At 70.1% G+C, this 12,664-nt stretch carries 12 protein-coding genes and 1 pseudogene; 6 read left to right on the forward strand and 7 right to left on the reverse strand.

The features are described from left to right. Nucleotides 1–123: 123 nt before the first annotated feature. Nucleotides 124–1,140: a LacI family DNA-binding transcriptional regulator gene (locus tag GVL05_RS18725; protein WP_173170643.1), complete on the reverse strand. Its 1,017-nt coding sequence runs from the start codon at nucleotides 1,138–1,140 to the stop codon at nucleotides 124–126. 174 nt (nucleotides 1,141–1,314) lie between these two features. Here GVL05_RS18725 and GVL05_RS18730 point away from each other — a divergent pair, with 174 nt between their 5' ends. The 5 genes from GVL05_RS18730 (at nucleotide 1,315) to GVL05_RS18750 (ending at nucleotide 6,400) form a co-directional block, all read left to right on the forward strand. Continuing rightward, complete coding sequence (locus GVL05_RS18730) at nucleotides 1,315–2,526, forward strand: sugar ABC transporter substrate-binding protein (RefSeq protein WP_123294666.1); 1,212 nt, start codon at nucleotides 1,315–1,317, stop codon at nucleotides 2,524–2,526. Nucleotides 2,527–2,674: 148 nt separating this feature from the next. After that, complete coding sequence (locus tag GVL05_RS18735; protein ID WP_111084886.1) at nucleotides 2,675–3,535, forward strand: carbohydrate ABC transporter permease; 861 nt, start codon at nucleotides 2,675–2,677, stop codon at nucleotides 3,533–3,535. Continuing rightward, nucleotides 3,532–4,422 (forward strand): carbohydrate ABC transporter permease, encoded by an 891-nt coding sequence (locus GVL05_RS18740; protein WP_111084887.1) that lies wholly within the window; start codon nucleotides 3,532–3,534, stop codon nucleotides 4,420–4,422. Before GVL05_RS18735 ends, GVL05_RS18740 begins: the two co-directional genes overlap by 4 nt. A 47-nt stretch (nucleotides 4,423–4,469) precedes the next feature. Beyond that, the gene (locus tag GVL05_RS18745) at nucleotides 4,470–5,300 is read left to right on the forward strand and encodes a ThuA domain-containing protein (protein WP_131878128.1); all 831 of its coding nucleotides are present in this window, start codon (nucleotides 4,470–4,472) and stop codon (nucleotides 5,298–5,300) included. Next, nucleotides 5,297–6,400 (forward strand): Gfo/Idh/MocA family protein, encoded by a 1,104-nt coding sequence (locus GVL05_RS18750; RefSeq protein WP_268839701.1) that lies wholly within the window; start codon nucleotides 5,297–5,299, stop codon nucleotides 6,398–6,400. The genes GVL05_RS18745 and GVL05_RS18750 overlap by 4 nt, the downstream gene beginning before the upstream one ends. Before the next feature lie 236 nt (nucleotides 6,401–6,636). Here GVL05_RS18750 and opgC (GVL05_RS20300) read toward each other — a convergent pair whose 3' ends face one another. The 6 genes and pseudogenes from opgC (GVL05_RS20300) to GVL05_RS18780 all read right to left on the reverse strand — a co-directional run bounded on the left by opgC (GVL05_RS20300) (nucleotide 6,637) and on the right by GVL05_RS18780 (nucleotide 11,441). After that, nucleotides 6,637–7,143 (reverse strand): OpgC domain-containing protein, encoded by a 507-nt coding sequence (gene opgC, locus GVL05_RS20300; RefSeq protein ID WP_268839703.1) that lies wholly within the window; start codon nucleotides 7,141–7,143, stop codon nucleotides 6,637–6,639. A gap of 44 nt (nucleotides 7,144–7,187) precedes the next feature. Further along, complete coding sequence (opgC, locus tag GVL05_RS20305; RefSeq protein ID WP_159574125.1) at nucleotides 7,188–7,895, reverse strand: OpgC domain-containing protein; 708 nt, start codon at nucleotides 7,893–7,895, stop codon at nucleotides 7,188–7,190. After that, the gene (locus GVL05_RS18765; RefSeq protein WP_159574126.1) at nucleotides 7,844–8,908 is read right to left on the reverse strand and encodes a hypothetical protein; all 1,065 of its coding nucleotides are present in this window, start codon (nucleotides 8,906–8,908) and stop codon (nucleotides 7,844–7,846) included. The genes opgC (GVL05_RS20305) and GVL05_RS18765 overlap by 52 nt, the downstream gene beginning before the upstream one ends. 211 nt (nucleotides 8,909–9,119) lie before the next feature. Beyond that, entirely contained in the window at nucleotides 9,120–9,530 is a 411-nt protein-coding gene (locus GVL05_RS18770; protein WP_159574127.1) for an ATP-binding protein, read from the reverse strand. Then, nucleotides 9,527–10,365 (reverse strand): annotated as a pseudogene (locus GVL05_RS18775) (glycosyltransferase family 2 protein); the annotation flags it as partial. The gene GVL05_RS18770 and the pseudogene GVL05_RS18775, both read right to left, overlap by 4 nt. A 335-nt stretch (nucleotides 10,366–10,700) precedes the next feature. Further along, entirely contained in the window at nucleotides 10,701–11,441 is a 741-nt protein-coding gene (locus tag GVL05_RS18780; protein WP_159574128.1) for a TetR/AcrR family transcriptional regulator, read from the reverse strand. Nucleotides 11,442–11,565: 124 nt separating this feature from the next. Between GVL05_RS18780 and GVL05_RS18785 the strand changes: the two genes are divergently transcribed. Continuing rightward, a complete protein-coding gene (locus GVL05_RS18785) occupies nucleotides 11,566–12,492 on the forward strand; it encodes an NAD-dependent epimerase/dehydratase family protein (protein WP_159574129.1) in 927 nt (308 codons plus the stop codon). The last annotated feature ends 172 nt before the right edge of the window (nucleotides 12,493–12,664 follow it).

A 12,664-nucleotide genomic window follows, 5' to 3' on the forward strand; every position in this document is an offset into this window, starting at 1 on the left:
GGTCACGGGCGCGGGCCGAGTCTCGGGGTGGGCGGCAGTCCTCGGGGGCGCCGGCGCGAGGACTGTCGCTGCACCCGAGTCTCGGGGACGCGGCGTCGAGACTCGGATGGGGTTGGCAGGTGGTCAGGCGGGGGCGGGGGCCGTGGACTCCGCGGTGCGGAGCGTGCACGGCAGCAGGAAGTGCGGCAGGTCGTCGGACGTGCCGTCGAGCTGCTCGATGAGGGCGTCGGCGGCCCGGATCCCGAGCTCCTGACCCGGGGCGACCATCGTCGACAGCCGCGGGTAGTGCTGGTCGGCGTTGGCCTCGGACGACGCGATGCTGAGCACGGAGACGTCCTCGGGGACCCGCCGCCCGGCGGTGTAGAGGCCGACGAGGACGCCGGCGGACGAGTCGTCCTTCATCACGAGCAGCGCCGTGACGTCGGGGTCCGCCGCGAGCAGGTCGCTCGTGGCCTGCCGTCCACCGTCGCTGCCCGGCCCGGCGGTGACGACCGTCCCGGCCAGCCCGCGCTCGGCGATCGCGCGCCGGAAGGTCGCCTCGACGCGCAGGTGTGGCGCGTAGCCGGCCATCGGGGTGCCCTCGAGGTCCTCGAGCACGAGTCCGAACCGGCGGTGCCCGAGCGTCTCGAGGTGGTCGAGGCTGTCCTCGATGGTCGTCTCGAAGTCGATGTCGACGAAGGGCAGACCGCTGCTGTCGCGGGTCCGGCCGATCAGGGTGAACGGCACGCCGAGGTCGGTGAGGACGGCGACGCGGGGGTCGTCCATCCGCACCTCCATCAGGATGACGCCGTCCACGAGCCCACCCGACACGAGGTCGTCGAGGTCGTCTCCAGCGGGGTCCACCGGCCAGAGCACGAGGTGGTAGCCCCGCTCGGACGCCCGTTCCGCCGCACTCATGAAGAACTGCGAGGTCGTCGGGCTGAAGCGGTTGCCGGTGGTCGGGAACAGCAGCGCGATGATCCGGGTCCGCCGGCTCGCCAGGGCCCGGGCGACGACGTTGCCGCGGAACTTCAGCTCGCGCATCGCGGTCTTCACCCGCGCGGTCGTGCCGGGGGTCACGTACTTCGTCCCGTTCACCACGAAGGACACGGTGGCGATCGAGACCCCCGCCCGATCGGCGACCTGCTGCATCGTGGCCATGGCGCTGATCCTAGCGCGCACGAAGTCAGAAAAGCGCTTTACAGGTGAAGCGCTTATCTGTTAGCTTCTCGCCCCAGGAGCACAGCGACGATGACGTCAGCGGCCTCGTCGATGCGTGCCTGCCCCAGCACCCGTCAAGAGAAGAGCTCTGCAATGAAGCAAAGATTCCCCTCCATGTCCCGCCGGACGCGCGCCCTCGTCGGCGCTGTCGCCGTCGTCGCCACGATCCCCCTGGTCCTGTCCGGCTGCTCCGGCTCCGGATCGGCCTCGTCGGGCGGCAGCAAGGCCCTGACGATCGAGGACTACTACGACGCGAACTACAACCCGGTCTACAAGACCTGCGCGAAGGAGGTCGGCGCGACGGTCACGATCAACCACGTCGCCGGCGCCGGTCTGATCGCGAAGGTGCTGCAGCAGGCATCGTCGAAGACGCTGCCCGACGTCCTCATGCTCGACAACCCCGACGTCCAGCAGATCGCCTCCTCCGGTGCCCTGTCCGACCTGTCCGACTACGGTCTCGACGCCGACGGCGACGTCCCCGGCGTGAAGGCGGCGAGCACCTACAAGGGCAAGCTCTACGGCCTGCAGTCGAACACGAACTCCATCGCGCTCTACTACAACAAGAAGCTCCTGGCGGACGCCGGCGTCCAGCCGCCCAAGACGTGGGACGAGCTCAAGGCCGCGGCGAAGAAGCTCACCAAGGGCTCGACCTACGGCTTCGCGATGAGCAACATCAACACGTACGAGGGCACCTGGCAGTTCCTGCCGTTCTTCTGGTCGAACGGCGGTGACGAGAAGGACATCGCCACCGCGGACGCCACCCAGGCGCTGCAGCTCGTCGAGGACCTGCAGGACGACGGCTCGATGTCGAAGAGCTCGATCAACTGGGCCCAGGCGGACGTCAACAACCAGTTCCTGGCCGGCAAGGCCGCGATGATGATCAACGGTCCCTGGCAGCTGCCGGCGCTCAACGAGAAGAAGAGCCTCGAGTTCGACAGCGTCCCGATCCCGACGCGCACCGGCGAGGCCACGGTCGCACCGCTCGGCGGCGAGGCGTTCACCGTCCCGCAGACCGGCGACAAGGACAAGATGCAGCTCGCCGGCAAGTTCGTCGGCTGCCTCCACTCGCAGAAGATGCAGAAGACCCTGTCCGAGGTCAGCGGCAACGTGCCGACCAACCTCGAGGCCGGCGCCGCCTGGGCGAAGGACCACCCGCAGGTCGCGTCCTTCGTCACCACGGTGCAGACCGCTCGCGCGCGCACCGGTGAGCTCGGACCCGACTGGCCCAAGGCCGCCACGAAGATCTACACCGCCGTCCAGCTCGCCCTCACCGGCAAGGCCAGCCCCGAGGCAGCGCTCAAGCAGGCGCAGTCGCAAGAGCAGTAGTCCACGGGGAGCCGGCCGACCGGTCGGCTCCCTCCGGCGTGCAGGAAAGGACCCCGGCGTGAGCGCCTCGACACAGACACGACCACGGACGATCCCGCCCGTGACGACACCCCGACCCGGGCAACGACGAGCCCGGTTCCGATCCGGCGTGACCCGATGGCTCTTCGTGGTGCCAGCGGCGGTCTTCGTGGCCGTCTTCTTCGGCTACCCCGTGGTGAAGAACATCATCATGTCCTTCCAGGACTACACGACGGCGACCTTCTTCACCGGCGAGGCACCCTGGGTGGGGCTCGGCAACTACATCTCGGTGTTCCAGAGCTCGGTCTTCACGACGAGCCTCGTGAACACCGCCCTGTTCACGGCCGGCTCGATCATCCTGCAGTTCGTCATCGGGCTGAGCCTCGCGCTGTTCTTCCGTCGGCACTTCCCGCTGTCGGGCTTCCTGCGGGGGCTCCTGCTCCTGCCGTGGCTCCTGCCGCTCATCGCCTCGAGCGCGGTGTGGAAGTGGCTGCTCGACCAGGACAGCGGGGCGCTCAACCAGCTCCTCGGCCTGGTGGGCATCGCCCCGGTCCCGTGGCTGGTCAGCCCGAGCCTCGCGCTCATCGCCGTCATCGGCGTCAACGTGTGGCTCGGCATCCCGTTCAACACGACGATCCTGTACAGCGGTCTGCAGTCCGTCCCGCCGGAGCTCTACGAGGCCGGGTCGCTCGACGGCGCCACCGGGTTCAAGGCGTTCTGGTACATCACGTGGCCGAGCATCCGGTCGGTGGTCAGCGTCGTGGTCGTGCTCGGGGTCGTCTACACGTTGAAGGTCGTGGACATCATCCTCGGCCTGACCGGCGGCGGGCCGGCGAACTCGACGCAGACCCTCGCCACGAACGCGTACCACCAGTCGTTCATCAACTTCCAGTTCGGCATCGGAGCCGCGGTGAGCAACGTGCTCATCGTCGTCTCGTTCGTCTTCGCGATGGTCTACATCGCGATCTCCCGGAAGGCGGTCGACGAATGAGCGTCGGACTCGCGAACCAGACCGTCACCGCCACCCGCGCGATCACGACGAAGCGGACCACCCGGGCACCCCGCCCGCGCGGTTCCGCCAAGGGCATCCCGTTCACGATCCTCGGGTGCGTGTTCCTCGCGATCATGGTGTTCCCCGTCTACTGGATGGTGAACACCAGCCTGCAGGCGACGTCCGGGGCTGCCACGGCGACGTGGTTCCCGTTCTCCCCCACCTTCGCCGGGTACGAGGCCGCGTTCGCCCAGCAGGGGCAGAACTTCCTGTCGAGCATGATCATCGGCCTCGGAACCGTCCTGCTGACGCTGGCCATCGCGACGCCGGCCGCCTACGGGCTGGCCCGGTTCCGGATGCGCGGCGGCCGGGTGTTCCTGCTCGTGCTGCTGATCACCCAGATGATCCCGGCGATCGTCATCGCGAACGCGCTGTACACGCTGTTCAACAACATCGGGCTGCTCAACAGCTACGTCGGGCTGATCCTGGCCGACAGCGCGGTCCAGGTGCCGTTCGCCATCCTGCTCATGCGGGCGTTCATGGAGTCGATCCCGCCGAGCCTGGTCGAGGCCGCACTGGTCGACGGCGCCAGCGACTTCCGGGCGTTCGTGTCGATCGTCGTGCCGATCAGCCGGAACGCCATCGTCACCGCGGCGCTCTTCACGTTCCTCGGCGCGTGGGGTGACTTCCTCATCGCCCTGACCCTGACGTCGACGACCGCAGTGCGACCGATCACGCTCGGCATCTACAACTACATCGGCTCGAACGTCACCGACTGGGGACCCGTCATGGCGACCTCGGTGCTGGCGTCCCTGCCCGCTGCCGTCCTGCTGATCTTCGCGCAGAAGTACATCTCCGCTGGTGCCCTCGGCGGTGCCGTCAAGTGACGGCTCCGGACCGACACCACCACGTACCCCAGCCAGAAAGGCACACCATGACCACCACCCCGCTGCGCATCACCGTCTGGGGCGAGAACGTCCACGAGCAGGTCGAGCAGCACGTCGCCGAGCGGTACCCCGACGGCATGCACGGCGCGATCGCCGACGGCATCCGCGAGAACCTGCCCGATGCAGTCGTCCGGACCGCCACCATGCAGGAACCCGAGCACGGCCTGACCGACGAGGTCCTGGCCGCGACGGACGTCCTGACCTGGTGGGGGCACGCCGCGCACCAGGACGTCGACGACGCCGTGGTCGACCGGGTGCACAAGCACGTCCTGTCCGGCATGGGGCTGGTCGTCCTGCACTCCGGCCACTGGTCGAAGATCTTCGGCAAGCTGATGGGCACCACGTGCACTCTTCGCTGGCGGAGCGAGCACGACCAAGAACTCGTCTGGACCGTCAACCCGCAGCACCCGATCACCCGCGGCGTCCCGAACCCGATCGTCATCCCCGAGCAGGAGATGTACGGCGAGTACTTCGACGTACCGACCCCCGACGAGCTCGTGTTCATCTCGGGCTTCACCGGCGGCGAGGTGTTCCGGAGCGGCATGACGTACCGCCGCGGCCTGGGGAAGATCTTCTACTTCTCGCCCGGCGACCAGGACTTCCCCGTGTACCACCACAAGGACGTGCGCCGCGTGATCGCGAACGCCACCGAGTGGGCGCGGCCGGAGCGCGAGCGCGAGATCCCGACGCTCCGCCGCTACGACCTGGGCGAGTACTTCGAGGGCCAGCACTACCGCGGCCCGTTCGACGACGCGCCCGTCGACGACGCTCCGGTCGACGACGCCCCCGTCGACGACCACGCCGGGGCGCAGGCGTGACCGCGCTCCGCGTCCTGCAGGTCGGCGCCGGGGGCATGGGTCGGGCCTGGCTCGGCACCGTCGCCGCCGACCCCGACGTCGAGCTGGTCGGCATCGTCGACCTCGACCTCGACGCCGCCCGGGCCGGTGCCGAACACGCCGGCGACCCGAGCATCCCCGTCGGCACCGACCTGACCGTGCTCGCCGCCGAGACCGGTGCACAGGCGGTGCTCGACATCACCGTCCCGGTCGCGCACCACCCCGTCACGCTGCAGGCGCTGCACGCCGGACTCCCCGTGCTCGGCGAGAAACCCGCAGCGCAGACGGTCGCCGAGGCACTGTCGCTCGCCGCGGCCGCCGAGGCCACCGGCAAGCTGTTCATGGTGTCGCAGTCGCGGCGCTACAACGACCAGCTCGTCGCGTTCCGCCAGCACGTGCGCGGCCTGGGCGCGATCGGCGGCCTGGGCACCCGGTTCGCCAAGGCCCCGCACTTCGGCGGCTTCCGCGAGCAGATGGACGACGTCCTGCTGCTCGACATGGCGATCCACGCGTTCGACTCCGCCCGCTACGTGCTCGAACGGGACCCGGTGTCGGTGTACTGCGAGTCGTGGAACCCGTCGTGGTCCTGGTACCGCGGCGACGCGGCGGCGGCAGCGGTCTTCGCCTTCGAGGACGACATCCGGTACGTGTACGACGGCTCGTGGTGCGCGCCGGGGGCCGAGACCTCGTGGAACGGCGACTGGCGGGCCTCGGGTGCGGCCGGCACCGCACTGTGGGACGGCGACCACGACCCGTCCAGCGACCTCGACGGCACCGCGGGCACGCCGTCACCCGCCGCCAGCGCGGGGCACGAGATCGCCGGGGCGTTGACGTCGTTCGTGCACGCCGTGCGTTCCGGCGAGACCCCGGACGGTGAGGTGCACGGCAACGTCATGAGCCTCGCCATGGTCGAGGCAGCGATCGCGTCGACCCGCACCGGGCAGCGCATCGTCATCGACGAGGTGCTCGAGCGCGCACACGTCGAGGCACTCGCCGCCGAGCGGCACGACGCGGTCCGCGACCGCCTGGCCGCCTGGGGCCCCGTGCGCGAGGCCCTGAGCGCCCCCGTCCCCACGCCGTAGCGCGCACGGCACGCCCGGCACGCCCGGCACGCCCGCGCGTGTTCCCCCGAGGTTCCGAGATCTCGGCATGTCGGCGGCCGTCAGGCTCACGATCGGAACCTCGGCGGACGTGAGCGGCGCGTCGCGGGACCGCGACCGCTCCTGTCGGGCGCGGAACGTGCGGTGGACGCGACCGAGGACGGACGGGAGGCCCGTGGCGACGCCGCCACGGGCCTCCCGTCCGTCCCGCGGTCGCGTCAGCGCGGGATGACCGAGAACAGGAACTTCTTGCGGACCATGTACCAGGCCAGCAGGATCAACGCCGAGTGCACCACGAAGCCGATCCAGAAGTCGCCCCACGGCACGCCGGGGATCGACGCGATCGCCAGCGCGAAGAACACCTGCCACACGAAGACGTAGAGGCTCGCCTGCCCGATCGGGATCCAGAGCCAGCCGATCGCCTTCGAGATCGGCTTCCAGAACACCGTCAGGATCGCGTACGACACGATCGCGAAGAACGCGATGTCGACCAGTCGGCCCCACTGCAGGTCCACCCGCTGGTACGCCGTGTTGTACAGGTCCTCGTACATCGACGCCGGGAACGGGACCGGTGTGAACCCGGCGTGGTTCGCCGCCCAGACGTACACCAGGAACGCCGCGTAGCCGCCGACACCGATGCCGACCAGGACCTTGCCGAGCCGCCCGGTGAGCGCGCCGATGATCTGCCGTCGGTAGTACCCGAGCACGAGTCCGTGGGTGAACACGACCTGCCAGGTGAGCAGCGGGAAGACCGCCTCGAACTGCGAGTTCAGCGGGCGGCCTGGAACACGTACAGGGCCCAGCTCACGACGAGCACCACCCACCAGAAGCCGCGGCGGATCAGCCAGAGCAGCGGCGGGATGAACAGGCTCAGCACCACGAACAGGCCCATGATGTTGAACGGCCACGGGCCCATCTCGAGCAGCAGGAACTGTCGGATGGCGTACCACGGCGGCGGGTAGCCGAGCAGCTGCATCGCGTTCGGGTACAGGTCGTACACCCGGCCCTCGGCACCGACGCCCCCGGTTCCGGTCCCCCGGTCGGTGAACGTCGTGATCGCGTCGGTGTTCAGGAACGGGACGAATCTCAGCGCGAAGACGACAGCGATCACCACGAGCGTGACGAGGTACTGCTTGCGGGCACGCTTCCACGCCCCGATCGCGGCCGCCCACTCGCCGAACTTCTTGATGGCGAACGGGTAGGTCATGCCGAGGACCATGCCGGACAGGAACACGAACATCTCGGCACCGGTGATCGCACCGACCGCGTGCAGCGTGAGGTACGAGTACGGTCCGCCGATCTCGATGTGGGTGATCACCACCGCCAGGATGATGAACCCGCGGAACAGGTCGAGCCGCAGGTCGCGCCCGGGTTTCCCGTCGTCGGGGTAGCGCCAGCTCGGCAGCAACCGCCCGAACAGCCCGCTCAGCAGGAACACCACCGCCAGGCCCACGGCGACCCAGACGATCCACGCCATCTGGTCGCCGCCGGTGTCGTACTGCTGGTCGGTCGCGGCGTTGCGCTGCTGCGTGGTGATGCGGTCGGTGACGGGCCCGAAGGCGAAGTGGTCGCCGCGCTCGAGGTCGGTGCGGAACGAACCGGCGATCCCCGGCACCGCGGTGTCGCGGTGTCGGCGACACGGTTGCCGGCCTCGGGCTCGCGGCGGTTCGTCTCGAGGAAGGTCACGCCCCGGATCAACGGGCGGTCCTGGACCGAGGTGATCACCTGCCGCCACCAGCCCTGCTTGACCGGGAGCTCCGCATCGCCCCGGCGGGTGTGGTCGTACAGCGCACCGGTGTCGAGCAGCATCGACCGGTCGCCGTCGACGGCGAAGCGGTCGTAGAAGCTGTCCGCCTGCTGCTGCTCGTAGCCCCACGTCTCGTCGAACCGGGACTCGACCTCGCCGCGCTCCGGCACGTCGTTGCGGGTGAGGGGGACGTCACGACCGGCGGCTTCGGTCGACTTGCCCTTGCCGAAGGAGTACATCGACAAGCCGACCCAGTCCACCGAGGCGTCGCCTGGCCAGTACGGCTCGTAGGGGTCGTCGGCCGCGGTCAGCTCGCCGTCGCCGTCGGTGTCGAGCTTCGCGACGTCGGTCGCGGAGAGGTCCGCCAGACGTCCCGCGGACTCACCGAACGGGTACCCGGCGCCGTACGACGGCGACCACACCATGCGCGCGTCGGAGTCGCCGCCGTGCACCGCGGTCGCGAGCGTCCGGAACGTCTGCACGAACTGGGTCGGCTGCTGCCCCCAGCGCACCCACGTGCCGTTCATCTGCGGCGCGAACCGCACGAGCACCTGGGTGTCGTACTGGTCGTGGACCTCCTGGATCACCGTGTTCACCGCGCGGGCGTCGGCGACGTCGAGCGAGCGGAGCGACTGCCCCGGCTCGAGGCTGACGACGAGGACCGCACCCTGTGTCGCCGCGGCACGCGTCGCGCGGAGGAGCTCCCGCCGGGCCGAGCGGTCGAGCGGGTAGTCGATCTCCACCCCGTACATGGACGGCGTCGCACCGAGTCGTCCCTCGTACCCCGCCGGGGAGTCGTCGCCCCAGTCGAGGTCCGGCCGAACCAGGTCGTCCCGCTCGCCGGCTCCGTCGCCGCGGCCGTGTGCACCGTCACCGCGGACGCCGGCAGTGCACCGCCGAGCAGGAGTGTCGCGATCGTGACGAGGACGGCGACCACGCGGGCCGCCAGCAGCCTCAGCGGTCGCACACCAGCGTCCAGACGTTGTGCCCGTGCTCGTGCCGGTGCTCCAGGCGGTCGAGGGCGGCGATCGCGAGCGCCAGACCGCGTCCGCTCTCCTGCTCGACGTCGGCCATCGTGACGGCGCTCAGGTCGATGTCCACGGGCAGACCGTTGTCGGTGAGCTCCGCGGTGAGCGCTCGGTCGGTCGACTCGAGCCGCACGGTGTAGCGCCGACCGGTCTCCTGGTCGGAACGGATCGTGTGCTCCACGATGTTCGCCGCGACCTCGGCCAGCGCGGTCTCCAGCGCGAAGCGGAGCCGGGCGTCGTCGATGCCGAGGCCGTCCCACCAGACGCCGAAGCGGTCCTGGACCTCGTCGAGCGACGCGGGCGTCGCGGCGACGTCGAAGGTGGTCTCGGCGTTCACAGTGGTCCTCCGGCGGTGCTCGACTCGTGCTCTGACTGGACTCCCGTGCCCGGGCCGCGGTAGAGCACGGCCCGGATCACGATGCTGAAGATGAACAGGTCGAAGACGACCCACGCGGTGTTGACGAGCGGCGCGATGCCCGACGCCTGCCCGGTCAGGTAGCGGATGCCGATCAGGATCAGTGCCGCGACCAGCGCCCCCATCGCGATGAGCTGCGGCTTGACGAGGTCCCACCGGGGCTTCTGCTCGGTCTCGTCGCGCACTTTCGGCGTGACCCGGAACCCGAGCGGCTTGCCGCGGAACACGTTCTCGAACGCACTCGTCACCGCCTCGATCCACACCGGGAACAGCGCGAGCGAGTACTGCTGCCCGCGCCACGTGGGTCTGCCGGCGGCCACCACCCAGAACAGCAGCTGGTTGAGCACGAGGAACGGGATCAGCCGGGCGAAGAAGTCGACGCTGTAGGCCTGCACCGGGACGACGCCGAACGACAGGCAGAGCACCGGGGCCGCGATGTAGACGATCGCGGCGAACCCGGACAGGTAGCTCCACATCGTCGAGAAGTACATCAGGCGCTGGCCCCAGGACAGGCCCTTCTGCACCAGCGGGTTCTCGCGGAAGAACACCTGCATGGTGCCCTGCGCCCAGCGGAGCCGCTGCACGAGCATGGTCGGCAGGTCCTCCGGCGCCAGGCCCTCGCCAGGATCTCGTCGTGGTACGCCGACTTCCAGCCGAGCCCGTGCAGCCGCATGGCGGTCGCCATGTCCTCGGTCACCGAGATCGTCGCCAGCGGCATGATCGGCTGCGCCTCGTCGTCGCGGTTGACGTCGAGTGCCCGTGCGAGGACCGCGATCGTCGGGCCGTGCCGGTGGTCAGCCGGCGGCGGTCCTGGCGGCTGACCTCGAGCGCCGTCACCCGGTCACTCCGTCTGCGGGGTCGCCGGCCGAGCTGCGTCGCAAGGGTGCCTCCTGATCCGCGCGGACCCCGGCCGCAGCGCACGCCCGGGTGTGGTGCCGTCCGGCCGCTGCCCAGGGGACACCGTGCCGGCCGTCCGCTCCGGTCGTCGGGCACGACCTCGGCGTAGGGACCTGTCTACCGCAGTGACCGGCACTCTGTCAGGCCCGGAGTGCGAGTCGTGGACAACGTCCTGGGCCGACCCGCACGACCGGGTCAGAACGCGGCGGCGAACCCGAGGTCGTCGGCGAGCCGCGCGATCACCTGGTCGAAGTAGGCGGCGCCGTCGGACACCGAGCCGACGAAGTGACCGAAGAGCTCGAACGAGATCGTCCCGAACACCGTCGACCAGGCCATCAGGGTGCGGACCAGGACCTCGTCGGGCAGTGCGATGCCGAACGACCGCAGGGTGGCCACAGCGTCCGCGACGGCGGGACCGGCCACCCCGGGAGCCGCCGTGGGCGCGGTGGGTGATCCGGGCCTCCCGTCCGATCCCGGAGACGACGTGACGGGACCCTCGGACGCGACCGCATCGGCAACCACCCGCACCAGCGCGAGCGTCGTCCGCGCGGCGGGCACGACCGTCTCGCGCGGTGCGGCGTAGCCCGGCACGGGCGACCCGAACAGCAGCGCGAAGTCGCCCGGGTGCGCGACGGACCACGATCGGATCGCGCGGCACGCGGCGACCCAGCGCGCACCCGGTTCCGTGCCGGCCGCGGCGTCAGCAGCCTCGACCGCTGCGCCGAGTTCGTCGTAGTCGACGATGAGCAGTGCCGTCAGCAGGTCGTCGCGGCTCGGGAAGTACCGGTACACCGCGGACGACACCATGCCGACGTCGCGGGCAACAGCTCGGAGGCTGAGCGCTGCGGGTCCCTCGTCGGTGAGGCGGGTGCGCGCAGCGGCCAGGATGTCCGCCCGGATCGTCTGCCGGGCGAGCTCGCGTGCTGTCGGTGCCATCTGGTCACCATGCCACACGAGAGCACTGCACGTAAATGAGAGCAGTGCTCTTGCTCTTTCGTCTCCGAGCGCGCATCCTGGTTGCGAGAGCACCGCTCTCGCAACCAGGACGGAAGCAGGGACCATGTCGCACCACCACCTCGTCATCGGCGCCGGCCCGGTGGGCCGCCACGTCGCCGCGCTGCTCGCCGAACGCGGTGAGCACGTCACCGTCGCCACCCGGTCGGGTCGCGACACCGGCCTGTCGGGGGTCGGACACCTCGCGCTCGACGCCTCCGACGCCGAGGCACTCACCCGGGCAGCCGAGGGCGCCGCCGTGCTGTACAACTGCGCGAACCCCGGCGACTACACCCAGTGGGAGCGCACCTGGCCACCACTCGCGGCCTCGATGCTCACCGCTGCCGAGCGGACCGGAGCCGTCTACGCCATCACCGGGAACCTGTACCCGTACGGCCCGGTCCACGGCCCGATGCGCGCCGACACACCGGACGCCGCGACCGACCACAAGGGGATCCTCCGCGCACGGCTGTGGGCCGATGCCCTGGCCGCGCACCGTGCCGGACGCATCCGCACGGTCGAGGTCCGGGCTTCGGACTACGTCGGGCCGGGCATCGGGGCGAACGGGCACGTCACGCGGGTGCTGCCGGCCGCACTGCAGGGGAAGGCCGTGACGATGATCGGCAGGACCGACCTGCCGCACACCTTCACCGACGTGCTCGACGTCGCCAGGACCCTGGTGGCGGCGGCCTCGGACGAGGGCGCGCACGGCCGCACGTGGATGGTGCCGAGCAACGCTCCTCGTACCCAGCGGCAGGCGCTGACCGAGGTGCTGGCCGCGGCGGGCAAGGCACCCGTGGCCGTCCACCGGATGCCCGCGGTGGCGATCCGTGCGCTCGGGGTCGTGTCGCCGATGATGCGGGAGCTCGCCGAGATGAGCTACCAGTGGACTGCGCCGTACGTGGTCGACGATGCCGAGAGTCGCGCGGTGTTCGGCATCGAGCCGACCCCGTGGGACGAGGTGTGTCGCCGGACCGTGGTGGGGGTGGTGTGAGGCGGGCTGAAGGCGGCGGTGCGGCGGCGGGGGCCTGCGGCGGGCTGCGGCGCCGCCGAGGTTCCACAACATGCCGCCGGTGTGCCGCCGAGGCTGTCTCTTATATACATCTCCGAGCCCACGAGACGTAGAGGAATCTCGTATGCCGTCTTCTGCTTGAAAAAAAAAAAAT

This window comes from Curtobacterium sp. 18060, from assembly GCF_902706105.1.
Taxonomy (GTDB): Bacteria; Actinomycetota; Actinomycetes; order Actinomycetales; family Microbacteriaceae; genus Curtobacterium.

Bases quoted from the DNA above. Each gene is read 5' to 3' on its own strand.
- GVL05_RS18745 (WP_131878128.1), top strand. From the start codon at position 4,470: ATGACCACCACCCCGCTGCGCATCACCGTCTGGGGCGAGAACGTCCAC.
- GVL05_RS18785 (WP_159574129.1), top strand. From the start codon at position 11,566: ATGTCGCACCACCACCTCGTCATCGGCGCCGGCCCGGTGGGCCGCCAC.
- opgC (WP_159574125.1), bottom strand. From the start codon at position 7,895: ATGGCGTGGATCGTCTGGGTCGCCGTGGGCCTGGCGGTGGTGTTCCTG.
- GVL05_RS18740 (WP_111084887.1), top strand. From the start codon at position 3,532: ATGAGCGTCGGACTCGCGAACCAGACCGTCACCGCCACCCGCGCGATC.
- GVL05_RS18730 (WP_123294666.1), top strand. From the start codon at position 1,315: ATGTCCCGCCGGACGCGCGCCCTCGTCGGCGCTGTCGCCGTCGTCGCC.
- GVL05_RS18725 (WP_173170643.1), bottom strand. From the start codon at position 1,140: ATGGCCACGATGCAGCAGGTCGCCGATCGGGCGGGGGTCTCGATCGCC.
- GVL05_RS18780 (WP_159574128.1), bottom strand. From the start codon at position 11,441: ATGGCACCGACAGCACGCGAGCTCGCCCGGCAGACGATCCGGGCGGAC.